This window comes from Kordiimonas aquimaris, from assembly GCF_025574485.1.
Classification (GTDB): domain Bacteria; phylum Pseudomonadota; class Alphaproteobacteria; order Sphingomonadales; family Kordiimonadaceae; genus Kordiimonas; species Kordiimonas aquimaris.
Genome location: NZ_JAOBPO010000005.1, coordinates 1 through 17865, shown reverse-complemented (window position 1 = coordinate 17865; position 17865 = coordinate 1). Strand labels below are relative to the sequence as shown.

The window sequence follows — 17865 nt, the reverse complement described above, 5'->3', positions numbered from 1 at the left end:
ATGGCTACTGTAAGGCTTGTCGTGTGCCGCTGGTACATGTCAGGTCCTGTCCCGCTAACCGAAAGGTTTGCATGACCGTGACCGCGTCGTTGAATTCATTGAGACAACCACAATCGTTCACGATGGTTTCGCCCGGACCAACCGGGCAGACATTCCCTGCACAAGAATGATAGGTATATTTTTTTGTAATTGGATTTTTCAGGAGCGCGCCTGCGACGCCGCTCGATGACACTTCAGTGTCAGTTTCATCGATGCTGACTTTGCATATTTTCTCGCAAGCTTCGATACCGTATTCAGCATCAAAACTATAGTTGCCGGTATAATTCTGCAGCATTCCATCACCACCTGGCCGCAGATCTGAAAACTGGTCTATGGCAGAATTTGAATAAATATGGGCCGAACGAGCAAAATCAAAACCGCGCGCGCCAGCACCGGATGCCTCACACTCATAAGTCCGGTCACGCTGATACCAGTCGCGGCTGAAGGTTTGTGTGCATTTAGCACCGTAAAGTGTGCGGGTTTGCGCGATCGGGGTCACGCCGGTACGGCCTCCCTTTAACCAGGTACGCACACCGTCGACAGTTTCATCCACCAACCTGCAATCTTGGTTGGAAGCATGAGAGGCACATGTATTGTCGAGCGTTTCCACCAATTCACAGCCGGGGCGGTAGCGTATGCGGCCACGGACTTGGCCGCTACCGCGCTTTTGAACGGCTATTTTGAGTAGCATTCGGTTGGTGCCGTCCCTGAGCGCATGGCGGAAGCTTCGATTGACCTGGGTTGTTTCCTGATCATCAATCTGACATTGGCTCGGGTCCGACACGCCGTTAAAGCCACCCGTTGAAAAAATCGTCGTACCGTTCAGGCTGATATGGATTTGGTCTTCATAGGTTGCCGAGGTAAGCACAGCTTCGCTAATTCGCTCTACTTCGCCGACGCTCCAGATAATCTCGCGGGTGAATATGTTGCAGCCTTTTTTGACCAGATGGTTGTCGGTGTCATCACCGAGTGCAAACTCGAAACAATCGGGATCGCCGGCGCAGGTGCCTTCACCGTATTCGGTTGACGCGGTCACACGGTTGATAATGTCTGCTGGCAAAACCTCCTCAAGCGTCACTTGCCGTTCAATTTGACAGTCATTCCGGGTTAGTAGGACACCCTCACCCGAAGGTATGTTTGAGACGAGCCCAAAGATAGTATCGCTGGAACTTGCAGCGAACGCATCACTTGAAAGGCGCGTGGGCGTGTCGAAATACTCGTGCTGCGCTGCATCCGGTTCCGGCGCGCAGGCGCTCGCATCCTGGCCTGCAAGCTTGATGAGAAAATCCTCTCGGCTCACCGTGCTGACCGCATAGCGCGGATCACGCTCCATCAAGGCTCCCGCCATACCACCAGCCAGATCATCAAGGATGGTTGACCGGTTGGAGAAAGCCAGATTGCCGCCGCAGCTATCATTGACGCAGTAACATCCGGCCAACTCGGCAAGACCAACCTCAGTGAGACCAAGCCGCGTGCTTACATCCGCAGACCAGCGATAGGAGGCACAATTATCAAATGTGCCCGCATTGCAGGTGATGATGCCGTTTGCGCATACGCCTGCGACCGGGTTGCTAAAGGCCACACTCCAATCATAGCGACCGTCAAAGTTGGTATCCTGCTGGACGCTGATCGGTGATAAATCACCGCCGCTGCCAATACCGTAAAATAGCTCAAGATAACTGTTTGACGCCGGACAGGACAGCCGTTGATTGAAACTGGTTTTGCCGTCGAGCGTAGTAAAGCGACTGCCACTGGTCAGCGGGGCGGTAAAGTTCCGCTCAAAAGCTTGCTTGTCGCCGAACAGTGCTTTGATTGCATCATAGCTTTGCTGGGCTGCATCCTTTTGAGCATCGCTGTCCTGTGCAGATGAAGTATGGGCAGATAAAGTATGGGCAGACAAAATACAGGCACTAACAAAGATCAATCCAAAGGCCAATGCAAAAGCCGGCGTTACTGCAAGTATGTTACGGGGTGACACAGCAAAATACCTTTTCAAAAACCTGCCAAGCGTAATTATCTTGGGTAACGGGATGTTTGAGACTGCTCCACAAGAGACCCGTACGCCCAATGTTCACGCAGCTTGATTGTTTGACCGGGCGCATCTCCTGCATTTTATAGAGCGACTTGGTCCAGATCGGCGCTAAGCGCTCGCCGCACCCATTCCTCATGCTTTCGCGGGCAAGCCCGAGCCTTCCTGCGGTAAATATCTGTTTGGCGGCTATGGCGGCGTTTGCTTCCACATGATCAGCGCTCGAAGACCGTCCGCCGAGCGGGTAGGTCAGGCCCCACCCGCCCATGCACCAAAAGAGAGCATCAATAGTACCGCCTGTGTGGCTAACTCCGGCATCTGCAACACAGGCCAACAACGCGGCAGGATTGCCAAACAGAACCGCTTCCGGGTTGATGATTGAGCCAAGCACTTCGTTTTGGTAAGTGGGTAACACTTCGGAAATTAGCGCCACATCGAAGCCGCGTGTCTCCAAGCAGGGAATATCCTGAAACAGTCCCAGCATCGCCCATACGGGCGCGATATAAACATGGGTCTGCGCGAAGGTGGTTCCCTGCCGGTGTGTGTTTCGTGTGCTGCCGTGTAACCGGCCGTTTTCTGCCAAAATATCAACGCCGAGCGGCATCATACACCCGGGGTTTTCCACTGTATCGATCCAACGATTGGGAGCCCAAAAATTAACCCGAATGCCGGGCAGCGGAATACCAAACGAACTGGGGCAAAAGCAGATGGGCGAGCGCGGATTATCAGCGTCCAGCGGCGATTTGGACCCAATGCTGATACCCGCGATTTGAACCGGAAAAATACACGGCCAGTGCACGCTGGTGAGTGGATTGATAAAACCCTGATCGCACGGCGACGCTGTTGCCGGTTCTACTGCTGATACCGTTCCCACAAAAGTCAGAAATCCAATGATAACAAGCTTTCTAATCATCACTTCCTTCCGAAGGCCCGGCTGGGGTCTCTTCGCCTTTCATTTCACTGGCACGGGAGGGAAACGGTATTTCCTCAACAATGAAGTATGTTTTCTCCTGCTCGACAATTGACGGAACAAAGCGCAGGTCAAGGCGCTCGCGCACCCGGTCCTCGAGCTTGAAAATAGGCCGTCCATACTCCCTTGTGGCTTCAAGTGCATTGCCGCCTGACAAAATAATCATGTCAGCGGTTTCAGCTGTTGTGAGCGCCCACTGGATCTGATCTTCGGCGACAATAATCAGACGCGATGGCAGCTTTAGATACTCGAGCGGGTTAAAAGTATAACCGGCTGGATAAAGCACGCCGCCGTCTTGGTCGGGAATATCAAAACTAAGCGCGAAGAAAGGTACGACCACCCGGCGTTCATATGTGTCAGTGTCGGGCAAAATTGCAGACTGAAGCGCTGACCATTCATGTTCCTTGCCGAAAATCTTGGGGTCAAATTTGGTCTTTGCGATGCGTGCCTCAATCTCTGCCAGAGCGTCAGGTTCGACAATCGGATATGTCTGCCCGATCACAGTCCGGTCGACTTGGCGACCATCCGTCAGCGACATGGACCAGGGCCTATCAACTGCCGCCGGGAAGATACTGGCTGATATCAAGAGCACGGCCATCATTCGGCTGCCCTCACTTCCTCTGATTTCTTTATCCCTGACCTTGTTGCTCCAGGGGGTGTTAATCGTTTTGCCAATAGAGCTTGATCGGTACCGTTCACCAGGGCCTCAATGGCTTGAGCGGGCGTGAGACCAACCGCGACAAGCTTGGAGTAGCGCGCCACCTCATCTGCCGCAGATGTGTTCATCCAGTAGGTATGGGGGTCGACCACAAGCCGCCCGATACCAATACCATGCGGGCTATCTATAAAAACCTCAGAATAGTTAGGTTTATTGTTGGTAACCGACTTCAAGAGCTCAAGGGCAAACCCTTCATGGTCGATAACTTTTGCAGCGGCGGCGCGACCGTATGTTTCGCCCTGAAGCAGAAACTTGGTGGCGGCGTTATCCCAAATGACCTCGCCGACGTCGCCGAACGATTTAAGATCCATCACCGATTGGATGACCGTGCCAATGGCCCCGTTATATTTGCGCGCCCGCCTGTATCCGGCTTCGATCACCGATTTAAAGTTTTTGGCGCGGCCACCGGCCAGATTTTCCTTCAGGAAGGCAGCCGCTTCTTCAAATAGAATGAAATTCGGCACGGACCTGTCGCCCAGATACAGGTCTTGTGTTACCGCATTCATCACCTGCAGCACAATCACCCCGAACAATTGGGGAAATTGGCGCAAGCGTTCCAATTCAACAACGACAAAATCATCCTTGGAGATGTCAAAGGTACTTTTACCGTTAAAGTAGCTGCCATACTCTCCTTCGCTGCAAAAGGGCTGGAGATTGAACGCAAGTGCCCGCGCCCGGTCGATCAAAAACGCGACCTTTGCCTCGTCGAAGGCTTCAATCTGATCCGGGAAGGTGGCCAGAAATTCGCGCGCTGCATCAACGCCGGTGGCACCGCGCCCGGTCTCGATCACCCAGCGGCTGGCTAAGCGAAGGAGATTGAGCGATTCCTCATCCAGATCGCGTCCCGACGCGCTGGAACACATAAGACCAAGCGCGGCCGACGCAGTTTGAATACCAAGGTCCAGTTCTTCTTTGTCCCCGGCTTTGAAATCAAAAGGATTGATACAAAGCTTGGCATCCGCGCCGATATCGAGAAATCGACCACCCATCAGCGAGCACATTTTCTGGTAGGAGTAGCCAATATCAATGATACGAATTTTCGAGTTCTGCGCGTAATATTGGTTGGTCAGATAATTCAGAAAGAAGGATTTACCCGCGCCTGATTCCGCAGACACCAGAAAATTCTGGTTATTGTTGCCGGGATCGAACAGATCAACGGTGACAAGCTGACCCTTGCGGCCAACCAGCATCATCGATGGCTTGCCTGCTCCGCGGTAGTCTCCCTGCACCGGGATGAGATGCGCGAGCGTCGATACTGGCGCCATAAAGTCCCGGTCAAGGGTTCGCAGGTTGTTGCCTTCGTCGTAAAACCCGAACGGCAGGCTCATGATAAAAAGCGGCTTGTTTAGATAACTTTCATCCTGAACAGCAAAGCCTAGATCATTCCACATGCCCTTGGCGCGGCTTACCGCCTCACGAACCTGATCCTGGTCCCAACCAAACACCCACATAATCGGGACAAACCTGAGAACCTTCTCGCCGCTCTCGATAACATCACTGATCCACTGAAACTCCTCGGTGCGCCGTTCCAGATCAGTTGAGAATTTGGCACCGCCTTTCTGCAAGCCGGTCACATGTGCTTTGGTCAAAATATCGGTTTTGGTGGGTTTGAAGAATACGGTCATCGAATAGAGAAACGGCGCAGTGATCTGCCGGGTATCGTCCATGATCCCCATAATGCCGCCAAAGAGCCGGTTTATCTTTTCGGCAGATACCTGTTTTGGTATCGCTTGCGGGGTGAAGCAACGGGCGTACTGCGCACCAATCTTCGGACAGGCACCCTTGAACATATAGGGCTCGCCCGCGCCCAACATCTGTTTTCTCAGCGGCTTGCCATCTTCGCAGGTCCCGTTTTTGCGCACGCGCATATCGCTAAAAAGCCTTCGCAGAATTGCGAGAAGGCCGTCCGGTCCCTCGGCTGGCACTGATCGAACGCCGAATTTAGCAAGCGATTCCCGGATCGACGCAACAACATCCTGGTCGAGCGCCCTGCCGGACTTAAGTGCAATAAACACCCGGAAATTCCTTAGTGGAATGCCGCGGAGCTGGCGCGCACCTCCACTGTTCTCGCGCCAGAATTTGACATAACTTGCAACATTATCCTGGACGACTTTGCGGTTGCGCGTCTTCAGGCTTTGGTAGCTGTCGAGATAATCATCGATATAGGGGTCCCCATAGAGAATAAACTGAAGCTGCGCATCCGCTGGCATATCCATATTCAAAAGCCGTTTAACCGCGGCTAGAATTTGTTCTCCTGCATAGGCTACTGGCAGAATTTCCCAAAGGTGTCCAACCGAGCCGTCGGTCAGATTGTAAAGCTGTTCTGTTTCGCTGTAACTTCGGTATGGCAGAAAATCAGAGAGCGGCTCACGCTCCAGCATGCCTCGCCAACCCTTCTGAGTATCGCCGCCTTGCCTGCCATATAGAAATTCAAACATCAGATCACTCCTGGGCTTCAGCGTCGCTGGCTGCTTTAGAGCCAAACAAGGCTTCCAGTGTAAGCCCGCTACCGGGCTGCAGCAGATAATTGCCGAGGACGAAACGCGCATTCTCAAGAACCGAATAGACGTAGCGCGGCATATAAAGGCGTCCGCTCGAATTGGGGTCAGTGTAGGGGAGGATTAGCGTGCGCACGGTCTTCGCTGACGCAAGGACAGGCGTTTGCGGCGCAGCGATAAGCCCACCCAGCTCCCTGTAGCTGGCATCCTGGTATGATTGGTAGTCGTTTGATTGTGCCACCCGGCCAAGATCATGGCTGTCGTGCTCCAGATGCTTGTCTGCGCCGCCGCTTGCGGCCAAACCCGGCGCAGCGGCGAATGTAGGCGCTTCCTCCGTGCGTGCTTGCGCGTAAGCCTCCAGTGGGTGCGCGCAGCCGCCGTGGTCGCTGTTTTTGCAGCTAAAATCACTGTCATAGGCCGAGAATAACGAGGCGCACGCGCATAGCGGCAGAGCGCTCGCGCCTATCAAACACCGTTTGAAACATACCTTAGCTACCCGCAACATGATCAACCTCCTTGATTTCCAGATAAACACCCTCTTGGATAACGAGCACGGCGCGTTTGCCAGTACCCACTTCGATCACTGGTGTGATGGTTTTTGCCAGATCGAGGTAAAATTCCTTGAGGCTATTTGCCGAACTGCCAATGCCTTTGCCAAGACCGGCAACGACGGCTTCCTGCGTATCGAAAATGCGGGTCGATCCGAGCGGCGAGATGGTCTGGGTTCCCGCAGACGCTTCCGCGACACCGCCGAACCCTTCAAGTAGTCCTGCAGCGAACGCCTGACCGACGATCGCGCCGTCGCGGGTCACAACATTGCCTGACAATCCCTTTTTGCCATCTGTATCGACAAAATAGCCCTTGATCGGCTGGTCGATAACGGTCCGGTTGCGCTCGTCGACACAGCTCAGCGAGACGGCTCGCACATCCACGCGCTCTTTCGCCAGAATGCCAATACCGTTGCCGACGACAAAACAGCCCTTCAGATTGGCCCGCACATCGTTTGGCAGCACGGCCGGCGTCTGCACGCGAGCAAGAATGGGCTCCGGGTTTGATTGCGCCTGGTTGCCTACCAGCGCGTCGAGCCCGGTCAGCACCACAGCTTCCATCAAACCGACAGGCAAATAGACTTGATTGGCCTTTGGGGCCACTTTTTCAACAGCTGGCACAGGCTTTAGGCCGCCTATCCCGCCTATGACCTGAATAACGTTGACTTGCAGGTCAGGGTTGCTGGTAGCAGCCCCGCTACCCGAAGGGGCGATAGCAGGTGGATAGCGGGGTGCCTCGGGGCGTGCCAGGTCTTCAAGCTCATTGGCTGGCTTAATATCCTTCTCAGTTATCAGTATTTTCTTTTCAGGCATTTTCGCGGCTGGCGGCTGGTGTGTTTCGTCCAGGCGTTTGATCAAATCACCAACCAGTCGCTCCAGATCACCCATGCGTGCGTTGATGGCATCGGTTTCGCCGCGCACACTCTCGCGCAGCGTGTCCTCCATCAGGTCGGACGTGATCGTCAGCGATTCGGATGTCTTGGCGCTGCGTTCCTGGGAGGCATCTTGCTTGTCGCCGGAGTTGACAGAAAACCAAAAAACGAGGAAGGCAAAAACCATGATTGATCCCATAATCAGCCACTGTTTTTTCTTCGATGGCAGAACGCCGTATTTCTCTTTCAGATTGTCGGCAAGCGTCATGACGGCTCCCCCCGGTAGACAAATACTACCCGGCCTACCTCGCCCGCTTTCAGATTGAGCCGGTCTAAGGTAACTGCATAAATTGAAGCGCCGAAGAAAGGCTTGAGGAAATCGCGCTCAGCCAGAGCAACGTCGCTTCTTGCTCGCAGCAAATATTCGCGCGCGCTATAGCCGGTGCCTACAGCCGCGACTTCCTTAACCAGCCGCACATCAACGCGCTTCAGAACATGCTGATTGTAGGGCTCAGCTGATGGTTTTGTTGTGAAGGAGACGGGAATATCATCTTTCAAGATGCTGAGCGTCATTGTCACCGCCCGCTCTTCTTCTGAAAGCGCTTTAAATGTCATGCGATTGGCTTTCTCGTCCTGCCCGGAGCCTGGCACCAAATAGACCGTTTGCGCCGCGATGTCGCCGGGGGCGGAAAGCAGCGTGTAGGTGACACCTGCACACTGGAAATAAAACTCAGAGCGAATATTGACGTATTTTTGATCTTCACCGAAGCGCTCAATCTGAAACTTGATGAAAGCCTCATTGCCGCTACCATCAACAATAGCCCCTTTCTCCTCCGAGAAACGGTAACCGCCAATTTGGCCAGCGACACAAACTATGCGGTTTGTATCACGGTTCGACAAAACCACTGCAGTCGGGTTACCCGGAAGAACCGTTTGGTGCGGTGCACTGGTTTGCGGCGCATCGGCCTGCTGTGGGCTTTGCGCCGAACTTGCAGCTGCGGGGCCAGCTGATAGCCCGAATGCTAGTGCCAACTTGAGGGCATGCCTAACTAACAACTTGCTCATTGGAGACCTCCCCTTTGCGCTGGAATTTGATGTCTGTGAGCCAGAACCGACCTTCTTCAACCAGATAGTCCAGACGGTAGAAGCCGCTGTCTGTTGTCCTGCTTTTGCCGACAAACCGTTCCCGGCGAACCGGGATCTGGATTACGCCGTCTCCGAACCCAAACTCTTCGTCGTAGCGGATATAAGTCGCGAAGGAGATTTCGCGGAAGTCCTTGAGGCGGCTCACCTCGCGGCGAAATGCCTGCCGTTTTTCCGCATGTATTTTGGGGTGGACAAGTTTCAACACTTCATCCAGTTGGAACTCAATACCGCTCGTGGTGTATGTGCCAACGAGCTGGATAACATTACGCGAAATCGCAACCAGATAGGCTTCAGAGGGTTTGTCACCAACAAGATAGAGATGCTCAACACCCTGCCCGAACGGCACAACGATTGTCTTTTGCTGATCCATTACCGCTAAAACCAGATAACCGAGGACAATCGAGGCGGCGAGCACACAGACCGACAGGAAGCGAAGAACACGGTTTTCTGCCCAGATGTTGGATGTTGCGTCGGTAAACCGTTTAACCAAAGGCGGATACGGCACTTCATTGGATTGCCCAACTGGATCATAAGCTTTGTATGGCGTTTGCTCATTCACGGAATTTCTCCGCGACAGCAACCGGGTATCCGCACAGTTTGCCGAAGCCAGCACGGTAAAAAAGATGCCCGATATAGCCGCGTGGCTTGGACCGTTTGAACGGAACGAAGAGCGCCGCTGCGCCGAGAAAATAGAAAAATGAATATCCCTTGAAAAAAAGTGAGAGGACGTAGGCCAGGAAAACTACAGCGAATTCTTGATCCTCAAGGCCAATGAACTTCGTTGGTTTGTGAAGAAACTGCGGCATCCGTTCCATATGTCCTCTCCAAGGTGCAGGGGGTGTTAGATTAAAAAACCAACGGTGGTGACGATGTCTTCGCCTGCAACCATCGCCGTTGTGCCAGCGAAACCGCCGCCCATGGCCCACCAGTTACGGTTGGCAATGCCGAAGATGCCGAAGACCACGCTTGCGACCGCGATCATCGCACCGATGGGGCCTTCAATGCCGTCGTTGACGATAACGTCGTAAATCTCGAACGCGAGATCACCAGATGTAGGCGCAGTGAAAGCGAGCACCGGCGCCGATGCGACCACCAAAAGTATTATCAGTGCGGTACGGTCCAGGGTTTTGAGAATGGTGCCACCTGCGCGGATGCTGGCCGGCTCTGACACCGCGGTGTGAAACGGATTGCTCCAAATACTCATTGGTCTTCTCCTGTTGGGGTTTCTTGAGAGCTTGCAGCGAGGAGATACTCACGGATTTTCACCTCATCGAAGCCTTGGATGCGTTCGCCGCCTGCGAACAAGGTTGGCGTGGAAGAAACGCCCGCCGCTTGCGTAATCTGGATATGCTGTTGCACACGGGCATTGCCGTCTTCGCAGCGCAGCAGTCGCCCCGGGATTTTGCGGTTATACACATCCGCAAATGCTCGCTCAGGATCGTCGGAGCATAAAATATGCTCGGCCAGATCCTGTGATTGGCGCGAATGCCCCACGGCAAAAATGATCTGGCGGCGCACAGCAAGCTCGCGCCCTTCATTGTCGAACCAGCCGTGCAAGCGCTGGCACCAACCACAGAGAGGATTGGAATATTCGGTGAGCAGCGGTGCGCCCTTTGGGCCGAACTCGAGCGCGACGCTCAAATCCAAATCCTTGAGCCGTTCAGCGGCTGCGGCAGCGACGGCGACTTGTGACAGATTCTCGCCGCGATCATTATACATTTCGCCGAAGATCAAAACGCTGGCGTCCGGCGAATAATAGACGATGTTGCCGCCAGTATCGATTTCATAGAGGCCGGCAACAGCTGACGGTTTGATCGAATAGAACTGAAAGTTTGAGAAGCTCGACTTGAGCAACTGCTCGGCCTGGGCTTGTATATGGTCCATGCCAGGATTGATCTTCTGCTCGGTCTTCTGGGCGGTACTTTGGGCAGTGTTTTCGTCTTCAGCCCACAATGGGAGGCCGTAAGCGCTCAGCATCAACGCGGTTGCTACGGTGCCCGATTTTACTATTCGGTGGATAATCATAGGTCATTCTCCAATGGCGATCGCACACAACGATCAAACGCCGCACGGCGGCAATGAACACCGTTTGGGAGAAAAACTTTTAAGCCGGTGGCTTTTGAAGCGAGGACAAAACCACATGACCGCTTCCCCCGTCAGGTCGCACCATTAGGGTTCCGCCGAATGTCGAAATTTCAAAGGAAAAACGATTACGAGGGTGGCATGCCACCCTCTTAATTTTTTGTATCGCCAATCCTATAATATTGAATTGACACTATTTTTCTACGGCTGCTTCACATTGGATTCATGGCAAAATTATTTCTGTTTATGCATCAATTATGTATATTTTTTTAACTCGCATAAAACTGGTCACATGAATCAGCTGATTTTTGAGATATGTTGAGTGCCGTAACAAAACTTCATAATTACGCCATTCATTCCTATGTAAAATATGGTTGAATTTAATACAACTCAGGGTATAATAAACGAAACTTAAGGGGGCTCGGGTAAAGATAGACAAAAGATGCTTGTCGGTTTTTCACCTGACTAATAGGAACTAATTCTGCCAGTGTCGAAGCGAGGCAATGCAATAGGTCTTTCGCACGACTAAGGTGGGGGACGGGACATGGAACCTTCTTTTTGTATCGCTATCAAAACCATGCGTGAGCGTAAAGGCTTGCTACAAAAATACGTGGGCTGGACCTCTGGTCTTGGGCCCGTGCGCTACAACCAAATCGAAAACGGCAAGCCGCCAACAGATGGCGAGCTTGCCGAAATTGCCCGTGCCATGGGCACCGATCCGCCGTCAATGGCAATATTTTGGGGCGAATTGATGCGCGAAAACACAGGAAGCACTTCCAAGTCTAATCGGTTGGTATCTTGAAATCTATTGACCAATCTGATCGTTCATAAACGACGATAATCTGGTCGTCACTATCGGTCATGCGCACACCGCGAAGCGCCAGGGCGCTTTCTACTTTCTTCAAATACATTTCACAAGTTGTTATATCCAGCTCACAGTAGGTATCGAGAATTTTTGAAAGATGACCCTGCGACACATCAATCTCTTTCGCAATGTCCGATACGCGTAGACCAAGAGATTTAATTGCACCTTTGAGTACCCATCCTTTTTGGGCGCACTGAAGCCTCAAATAATGGTTATCCGCCATTCTTTGCCGGCGCGGTGCGTCCGCATTGCCGGTTTCAGTATGGTGCTTGGAATTACCCATAGCCCCTCCGTCTAATTGTAGTCACACAATAAAGTTTCATACTAAGCCGGACTGTAAATCGCAGTAGTGCTAAGCTGGTTATTATTGTTGGCAGTTAAAGTGTCATACTATTAGAGCGCAGCTAACCTGCTTTCGCTCTAATCAATACAATAAAGTATCATACTGTCTCTGTTATCAATGCAAGTTGAATCACCGCAGTACCACCAAAGGTGAAGGACAGCTTTCCCACAGCAAAGCAGACCTTCAGATGTTCCGTCGAACCGTCTTCTCCTGACCCATTGCGGTCATTCAGCCCGACCGGATAGAGAGGGCAACCTTCGGCCAAAAGCAGACATTCCTCTCCCCTTTACAGAACAAAAATGCATCTCTTGACAAATTACAAATGTAAGAATATCTTACGTAATGTAAGAGGAAGGATTTGCTATGAAACCACAGGCCCTAAGCGTTGCAGTAAAGAATGTAATCGCAGAAATTCAGGCGATAAGTGGATACGACTGCCCAGAAATCAAAGGCGATACAAAGCCGGGTAAGGATATTCAGAATTTCACTAGTGAGATATGGCCCACAGCTTCGGCGATGATAAGTGCATACATAGGTAAACAGATTCCTGCCGAAGAGAATATATTTTATAACGAGAAAACACACGAAGAGCTCACACTGGACGAGTGCGTTCAAAGAATTATGGCTGTAGTTGTTGAAAATGATAATGACTCTAAAACTAACGGCCTTACGACATGACACTGAAAGACCAGAAATCGGATATCTCGGCTAGACTAAAGGAAGCCCGAAAACTTGCTGGTCTTTCACAAGGTCAAGTGGCCAAAATCCTTGGCCTACACCGGCCTACCGTTAGTGAGATTGAATCTGGCAGACGACGAGTTTCTGCTGACGAGATCAATTCATTTGCAGAGGCCTACGAGGTAAGTGGCGCATGGCTTCTGGGTGAGATTAACGAAACACTCGAAACAAATGACCCACGTATACAACTTGCTGCAAGGGAGCTTGCCAAAATTAAACCAGATGATTTGGAAAAGTTGTTGCGCCTCATATCCTCTATGAGGGATACATAGGAAATTGTATGAATGACGGCATTGATGAAAAAATATCAGAAACCACCGTTTGATACTCGGCTTTTAGCCAATATTGCTTTGCGGGCAGCTAGTAAAGCTCGCGTTGACCTTGGCTATGACCAAATCGAACCACTTTGTATCTATGATGCTTGTGATAAACATGGCGTGAGCGTTAGATTCGTAGATATTAATATGGATGGGATGTACAACCGGGCGGCAAAGCCAAAAATTTTAATCTCAAACCTCAGGCCGTTGGTGCGCAGAAATATGACCTGTGCGCATGAATTGGGGCATCATGTTTTTGAACACGGTTCGACAATTCATGAGATCGAGTCAACTTCTGAGATCAAAAGCTCTCATGACCCAAAAGAGTTTCTTGCCGATCGTTTTGCATCGCATTTGTTGATGCCAACGCTGGGGATGCGGAAAGCTCTCAACATTAGAACGCAAAATAGTCCCGCATTAACTCCGCAGGATATTTGGGCGATCTCAAGTGATTTTAAGGTCGGATACACGACGGTATTGTATCACCTCTTTTTTGGTTTATCCGTCATTTCGAAGAATCAGTTCGAGAGCCTAAAAAAATCCACACCTCAATTGCTGAGAAACATTGCGCTTGGATTTACTTCAACCGACCCAGCCATTTTTGTTGATCAAAATAGCTGTGCCAAGACACTGGATTTGGAAACCGGGGACTGGATTGTAAGTCGGGACAACCTAATTTTTTCAGACTCGCTGTTTTCAGATGAGTTAAAAGTTCCGGGCGGCTTTGCGTATCAGGCGCTCAATCAAGGCATAGCGCGCGTTGAAGGAGGCACGCTTGGTCAGGCATTTTTTGCGAGAATATCAAGAAAATCAAGGCGTAATGGCTATGTAGGGCTCGCAAAATACAGGCATCTTAGCGAGGTAAATGATGGCTAAACTCACTGAACCCTTACCGTCAATACATCGTCAAAACCTCTCTTACGCTTGGGGCGACTTGCTATGCGCAATGTATGCTGCCTCAGGGGGAGAAAGAGGTCCTGTGACAGTTTGCATTGACGGCTTTGACGACAATAATTGTGTTGAAGAAGACCCAGAAATACGATCAGCTATAGATGCACTTCTAGAAGCAAAAGAACAAACTTCTATTGGCATTGTCGCTTTTACAATTTTCCCTCAACGTATTTGGAAAATAGCACAGGGCGATCGGCAGCTATTTTATGACCTGTATAAATATTCCTTCGTGAGTTTTCGAAAAAATAGATTGAACCGAAAAGGTCTATATTTTCAGCGCCTTGTCATGTTTGATGCCGATGATAAAAATTCTCCCAATCAGCTAGAATACATCATAAATAGATACAACGATAAGAAAGCCAACGGAGGCAAAGCAGGGCCACCACGAATTCACCTGATGGCATCTATTCATAATCCAAGAATTGATCATACTCACGATCAAGTTCCCAGTTTTCCATGTATGCAACAAATCAGTTTTTGTCCAACTGATAAAGGCTTAGTCGTAAATGCCAATTACGCGACACAACAGGTTGTAAGAAAAGCTTATGGAAACTTTCTTGGGCTTGCTCATCTGGCTAAATTTATGGCCGATGAGATGGGTCTTCAGCTCGCGCAATTGAATATTATGGTTGGTGTGGAAAAAATTGGAGATTCTCGGTTTCCGAAGTCCTCTCTCAGAGACATTGTAAATTTAATCAAATCGAAAGTCCCTAATGGAACTTAACTTCAAACTGCACGATTCAAGCGAAAAGCTTGAACATTTAAAACCACTTATAGCCACCCCTCTTTTGGACACATATTGGTATTTTGCTGCCGAACGGCAGAACATACTTTTCCGTCGTCTACAGCGCTCCAATTACCGCTGGACTGATGATCCAATTCTCCAAGAGTATAAGTTTACTAACACATACCGAGCCGCAGATAGAGCAAGTCAATTTCTAATCAGCAATGTTATTTACCGCGAAGACTTACCAAGTGAGGATGATGAAATTGTTTTTAGAATATTGTTGTTCAAACTGTTTAATAAAATTGAAACATGGGAATATCTAGAACACCAACTTGGAAAACTTACGCTCTCGAATTTCTCTTTCTCTGCCTATGATAAAGTTCTTTCTCACGCAATGGATGCGGGCCAGAAAATATATTCTGCAGCCTACATTATGCATCCGGGCAGTAATGTGTTTGGCAACAAGCGAAAACACCAAAATCACTTGATGCTTATGGAGAAAATGTTCTCCAGCGGCATCGTTCAAAAACTGAAGTCGTGTAATTCGATGCAGGAAGGCTTTGATGTTCTGTTTGGGTATCCATTAATTGGGGATTTCTTAGCGTATCAGTATATTACTGACATTAACTACAGTGAAGTGGTTGATTTTTCTGAAACCGAATTTGTTGTCCCTGGTCCTGGCGCTTTAGACGGCATTAGCAAGTGTTTCTATGATCTCGGCGGTCTAAATGAGGCAGAATTAATCAAGTTCATGTGTGATATTCAAGACGATGAATTTGCGAGGCTTGGAATAGACTTTAAAAACCTTTGGGGTCGTAAATTACAATACATCGACTGCCAAAATCTGTTTTGTGAAATAAGTAAATACTCGCGCGTATCGCACCCGCACATTGTGGGAAAATCTAATAGAACGCGCATCAAACAAAAGTTTGCACCGCATGAAAGCTTGGTCTCGTTTTGGTTTCCACCAAAATGGGGAATCAACGAAAACGTCAGAGCAACGGGAGCTCACCATGGATCGTAAAACACTAGAGTTCGATGAATATCAACAAAAAGCCCGGGACACGAATAGAATTCCCTACAGCAAAGAAAGTGCTGAGGGGCTAACGGAAGACATTATTCCGCTACTTGGCCTTGCTGGTGAAGCGGGCGACCTTCTTACGGAATACAAGAAAAGGTTAAGAGACGGTGATGCATACGTGGTGTTCAGAGATCGAGTTAAGGAAGAACTTGGAGATATTATTTGGTATGTGTCAAATTTCGCAGATAGGTTTGATCTAAAATTAAGCGAAATTATCCATTACAATCTTCACAAGACGTTTGAAAGGTTTAACGATACCTGCTCAATCGATGCACTTGACGTCGACCTAATCGAAGACCGGCGCTTTCCTCAATCTTTTGAAATAGAATTTCGCGAAATCGAACTTGACGGCCATAAAAAAATTCAGATGCGTATCAATGGAAACGAGTTACCTCCAGAGACAAATGTTGGAGCTGCACTCACTGACAATGCATACAGTGATGATGGTTACAAGTTTCATGATGCAATGCATCTGGCATTTGTAGCGGTCCTAGGGTGGTCTCCGGTAATGAGAAAACTGCTCAAAGAAGCAAAGGTAATCAAGTCTGCTCGCGAAGCTCGTATCGATGAAGTAGAAGATGGCGGCCGCGCAAAGGTAATCGATGAAGGCCTAGTAGCTCTAATTTTCACCTACGCATCGCAGCGTAACTTCCTCGTTGGAATTGATACAATCGACTATTCGTTGTTAAGAATGATTAAAGAAATGAGATGCCCCTAGATTTGTAGACACCTTGTTCATTATAAAATGGAAGCAAGGAGTTTATAGATTATGCCGATAGGTGTTCGTTATACAGAAGAATTCAAGCGCGATGCGGTCGCTCAGATCACAGACCGAGGGTACAGCGTCAAAGAGGTGGCTGAACGGCTTGGTGTTTGTACAAAGTCCCTTTATGATTGGAAGAAGCTTTTTTCAAAGCCAAGCAAGGAACGCAAGCAGGAAGCTGCTGACAGCGCTGAGATCAGGCGGTTAAAAGCTGAGTTGCTTCGAGTCACCGAAGAAAGAGATATCCTAAAAAAGGCAACGGCGTACTTCGCAAGGGATGCGTAGTGAAGTACGCCTTCATTCAGGCGCACCAAACTGTGTTTCGTGTGCGGGTGATGTGCCGCGTCCTGAAGGTTCATCACAGTGGTTTCTATGGCTGGGTCAAGAAGCCTCTCAGTAAGCGGGCCAGAGATGACAACCGGCTTATCGGGCTCATCAAACAAGCCTGGCTTGAGAGTGGTTGTGTTTATGGATACCGCAAACTTCATGACGACCTGCGGTCGCTCGGTGAGACCTGCTGCCCGAACCGTGTGGCACGACTGGCAAGCATTGCGGGCGTCAAAGCACAAATAGGCTACCGGCGCAAAGCTGGTTTTTACGGTGGCAAACCTGCGATTGTTGCAGCCAACAGATTACAGCAAGACTTCAAAGTGGCCCTGCCAGATCATGCCTGGGTCACGGACATTACGTATATTCGCACGCATCAGGGGTGGCTATATCTGGCCGTTGTCATTGATCTTTATTCCCGCCGCGTGGTGGGTTGGTCTATGCAACCCCGTATGCAGATGGATTTGGTGTTGAGTGCCTTGCTGATGGCTGTCTGGCGTCGCAAACCAAAGCAAAAGGTGATCATTCATTCTGATCAGGGCAGCCAGTTTACAGGCCATGAGTGGCAGAAGTTCCTCGGCGCTCACAATTTGGAAGCCAGCATGAGCAGGCGCGGCAACTGCCATGATAATGCTGTTGCTGAGAGCTTTTTCCACCTGTTAAAGCGCGAACGCGTCAGGCGCAAAACCTACGCAACCCGCAAGGATGCTCGCCAAGACGTCTTCGATTACATCGAAATGTTTTACAATCCAAAAAGAAAGCATGGTAACAACGGGTTGTTGTCTCCCGTCGATTTTGAACAACAAACTAAAATGAAATCGCAAGGTGTCTAACAAACTAGGGGCATCTCA

The 17865-nt window shown here is 50.1% G+C and carries 20 protein-coding genes; 8 read left to right on the top strand and 12 right to left on the bottom strand.

Features of this window, described 5'->3' with window-relative positions; all coding sequences use genetic code 11:
• Positions 1-4: 4 nt before the first annotated feature.
• Genes OEU88_RS14850 through OEU88_RS14800 form a run of 11 tightly spaced genes read right to left on the bottom strand, consistent with a single transcriptional unit; the run spans position 5 to position 10845 of the window.
• The gene (locus OEU88_RS14850) at positions 5-2017 is read right to left on the bottom strand and encodes a hypothetical protein (protein WP_262695994.1); all 2013 of its coding nucleotides are present in this window, start codon (positions 2015-2017) and stop codon (positions 5-7) included.
• A complete protein-coding gene (locus tag OEU88_RS14845; RefSeq protein ID WP_262695993.1) occupies positions 2004-2981 on the bottom strand; it encodes a TraU family protein in 978 nt (325 codons plus the stop codon). Before OEU88_RS14845 ends, OEU88_RS14850 begins: the two co-directional genes overlap by 14 nt.
• The gene (locus OEU88_RS14840; RefSeq protein ID WP_262695992.1) at positions 2974-3639 is read right to left on the bottom strand and encodes a hypothetical protein; all 666 of its coding nucleotides are present in this window, start codon (positions 3637-3639) and stop codon (positions 2974-2976) included. The genes OEU88_RS14845 and OEU88_RS14840 overlap by 8 nt, the downstream gene beginning before the upstream one ends.
• Entirely contained in the window at positions 3636-6194 is a 2559-nt protein-coding gene (locus OEU88_RS14835) for a TraC family protein (protein ID WP_262695991.1), read from the bottom strand. The genes OEU88_RS14840 and OEU88_RS14835 overlap by 4 nt, the downstream gene beginning before the upstream one ends.
• Positions 6195-6198: 4 nt before the next feature.
• Positions 6199-6759 carry a TraV family lipoprotein gene (locus tag OEU88_RS14830; RefSeq protein ID WP_262695990.1) on the bottom strand — a complete coding sequence of 187 codons (561 nt, stop codon included), beginning with the start codon at positions 6757-6759 and terminating at the stop codon, positions 6199-6201.
• The gene (locus OEU88_RS14825) at positions 6743-7942 is read right to left on the bottom strand and encodes a TraB/VirB10 family protein (protein ID WP_262695989.1); all 1200 of its coding nucleotides are present in this window, start codon (positions 7940-7942) and stop codon (positions 6743-6745) included. Before OEU88_RS14825 ends, OEU88_RS14830 begins: the two co-directional genes overlap by 17 nt.
• Complete coding sequence (locus OEU88_RS14820) at positions 7939-8739, bottom strand: type-F conjugative transfer system secretin TraK (protein WP_262695988.1); 801 nt, start codon at positions 8737-8739, stop codon at positions 7939-7941. The genes OEU88_RS14825 and OEU88_RS14820 overlap by 4 nt, the downstream gene beginning before the upstream one ends.
• The gene (locus OEU88_RS14815) at positions 8720-9400 is read right to left on the bottom strand and encodes a type IV conjugative transfer system protein TraE (protein ID WP_262695987.1); all 681 of its coding nucleotides are present in this window, start codon (positions 9398-9400) and stop codon (positions 8720-8722) included. Before OEU88_RS14815 ends, OEU88_RS14820 begins: the two co-directional genes overlap by 20 nt.
• Positions 9372-9635: a type IV conjugative transfer system protein TraL gene (gene traL, locus OEU88_RS14810; RefSeq protein WP_262695986.1), complete on the bottom strand. Its 264-nt coding sequence runs from the start codon at positions 9633-9635 to the stop codon at positions 9372-9374. Before traL ends, OEU88_RS14815 begins: the two co-directional genes overlap by 29 nt.
• 26 nt (positions 9636-9661) lie before the next feature.
• Positions 9662-10024, bottom strand: a complete 363-nt coding sequence (locus OEU88_RS14805; protein ID WP_262695985.1) for a hypothetical protein — start codon at positions 10022-10024, stop codon at positions 9662-9664.
• Positions 10021-10845: a DsbC family protein gene (locus tag OEU88_RS14800; protein WP_262695984.1), complete on the bottom strand. Its 825-nt coding sequence runs from the start codon at positions 10843-10845 to the stop codon at positions 10021-10023. The genes OEU88_RS14805 and OEU88_RS14800 overlap by 4 nt, the downstream gene beginning before the upstream one ends.
• 601 nt (positions 10846-11446) lie before the next feature.
• Between OEU88_RS14800 and OEU88_RS14795 the strand changes: the two genes are divergently transcribed.
• A complete protein-coding gene (locus tag OEU88_RS14795; RefSeq protein ID WP_262695983.1) occupies positions 11447-11704 on the top strand; it encodes a helix-turn-helix domain-containing protein in 258 nt (85 codons plus the stop codon).
• On the opposite strand, the gene OEU88_RS14790 is transcribed toward OEU88_RS14795, so the two are convergent.
• On the bottom strand, positions 11685-12050 hold the full coding sequence (locus tag OEU88_RS14790) for a hypothetical protein (protein ID WP_262695982.1): 366 nt from the start codon (positions 12048-12050) through the stop codon (positions 11685-11687). The genes OEU88_RS14795 and OEU88_RS14790 overlap by 20 nt on opposite strands.
• A gap of 423 nt (positions 12051-12473) precedes the next feature.
• Between OEU88_RS14790 and OEU88_RS14785 the strand changes: the two genes are divergently transcribed.
• From OEU88_RS14785 to OEU88_RS14755, 7 genes are all read left to right on the top strand, one after another.
• On the top strand, positions 12474-12788 hold the full coding sequence (locus tag OEU88_RS14785) for a hypothetical protein (RefSeq protein ID WP_262695981.1): 315 nt from the start codon (positions 12474-12476) through the stop codon (positions 12786-12788).
• The gene (locus tag OEU88_RS14780) at positions 12785-13120 is read left to right on the top strand and encodes a helix-turn-helix domain-containing protein (RefSeq protein ID WP_262695980.1); all 336 of its coding nucleotides are present in this window, start codon (positions 12785-12787) and stop codon (positions 13118-13120) included. Before OEU88_RS14785 ends, OEU88_RS14780 begins: the two co-directional genes overlap by 4 nt.
• 12 nt (positions 13121-13132) lie before the next feature.
• Positions 13133-14041: an ImmA/IrrE family metallo-endopeptidase gene (locus OEU88_RS14775; RefSeq protein ID WP_262695979.1), complete on the top strand. Its 909-nt coding sequence runs from the start codon at positions 13133-13135 to the stop codon at positions 14039-14041.
• Positions 14031-14840 carry a thymidylate synthase family protein gene (locus tag OEU88_RS14770; RefSeq protein WP_262695978.1) on the top strand — a complete coding sequence of 270 codons (810 nt, stop codon included), beginning with the start codon at positions 14031-14033 and terminating at the stop codon, positions 14838-14840. The genes OEU88_RS14775 and OEU88_RS14770 overlap by 11 nt, the downstream gene beginning before the upstream one ends.
• Positions 14830-15867, top strand: coding sequence for a nucleotide kinase domain-containing protein (locus tag OEU88_RS14765; RefSeq protein WP_262695977.1), 1038 nt, complete (start codon positions 14830-14832; stop codon positions 15865-15867). Before OEU88_RS14770 ends, OEU88_RS14765 begins: the two co-directional genes overlap by 11 nt.
• Positions 15857-16642 carry a nucleoside triphosphate pyrophosphohydrolase family protein gene (locus tag OEU88_RS14760; protein ID WP_262695976.1) on the top strand — a complete coding sequence of 262 codons (786 nt, stop codon included), beginning with the start codon at positions 15857-15859 and terminating at the stop codon, positions 16640-16642. The genes OEU88_RS14765 and OEU88_RS14760 overlap by 11 nt, the downstream gene beginning before the upstream one ends.
• A gap of 51 nt (positions 16643-16693) precedes the next feature.
• Positions 16694-17847, top strand: a protein-coding gene (locus tag OEU88_RS14755) for an IS3 family transposase (protein WP_262694959.1) whose coding sequence is annotated in 2 segments (ribosomal slippage) — positions 16694-16934 and positions 16934-17847 — 1155 coding nt in all. Because the reading frame shifts where the segments join, the coding sequence is not laid out codon by codon here.
• Positions 17848-17865: the final 18 nt, after the last annotated feature.

Coding starts and splice junctions, on each gene's coding strand:
- OEU88_RS14820 (WP_262695988.1), bottom strand. CDS start 8,739: ATGAGCAAGTTGTTAGTTAGGCATGCCCTCAAGTTGGCACTAGCATTC.
- traL (WP_262695986.1), bottom strand. CDS start 9,635: ATGGAACGGATGCCGCAGTTTCTTCACAAACCAACGAAGTTCATTGGC.
- OEU88_RS14785 (WP_262695981.1), top strand. CDS start 12,474: ATGAAACCACAGGCCCTAAGCGTTGCAGTAAAGAATGTAATCGCAGAA.
- OEU88_RS14780 (WP_262695980.1), top strand. CDS start 12,785: ATGACACTGAAAGACCAGAAATCGGATATCTCGGCTAGACTAAAGGAA.
- OEU88_RS14760 (WP_262695976.1), top strand. CDS start 15,857: ATGGATCGTAAAACACTAGAGTTCGATGAATATCAACAAAAAGCCCGG.
- OEU88_RS14765 (WP_262695977.1), top strand. CDS start 14,830: ATGGAACTTAACTTCAAACTGCACGATTCAAGCGAAAAGCTTGAACAT.
- OEU88_RS14805 (WP_262695985.1), bottom strand. CDS start 10,024: ATGAGTATTTGGAGCAATCCGTTTCACACCGCGGTGTCAGAGCCGGCC.
- OEU88_RS14795 (WP_262695983.1), top strand. CDS start 11,447: ATGGAACCTTCTTTTTGTATCGCTATCAAAACCATGCGTGAGCGTAAA.
- OEU88_RS14825 (WP_262695989.1), bottom strand. CDS start 7,942: ATGACGCTTGCCGACAATCTGAAAGAGAAATACGGCGTTCTGCCATCG.
- OEU88_RS14800 (WP_262695984.1), bottom strand. CDS start 10,845: ATGATTATCCACCGAATAGTAAAATCGGGCACCGTAGCAACCGCGTTG.
- OEU88_RS14840 (WP_262695992.1), bottom strand. CDS start 3,639: ATGATGGCCGTGCTCTTGATATCAGCCAGTATCTTCCCGGCGGCAGTT.
- OEU88_RS14830 (WP_262695990.1), bottom strand. CDS start 6,759: ATGTTGCGGGTAGCTAAGGTATGTTTCAAACGGTGTTTGATAGGCGCG.
- OEU88_RS14790 (WP_262695982.1), bottom strand. CDS start 12,050: ATGGGTAATTCCAAGCACCATACTGAAACCGGCAATGCGGACGCACCG.
- OEU88_RS14835 (WP_262695991.1), bottom strand. CDS start 6,194: ATGTTTGAATTTCTATATGGCAGGCAAGGCGGCGATACTCAGAAGGGT.
- OEU88_RS14770 (WP_262695978.1), top strand. CDS start 14,031: ATGATGGCTAAACTCACTGAACCCTTACCGTCAATACATCGTCAAAAC.
- OEU88_RS14845 (WP_262695993.1), bottom strand. CDS start 2,981: ATGATTAGAAAGCTTGTTATCATTGGATTTCTGACTTTTGTGGGAACG.
- OEU88_RS14775 (WP_262695979.1), top strand. CDS start 13,133: ATGACGGCATTGATGAAAAAATATCAGAAACCACCGTTTGATACTCGG.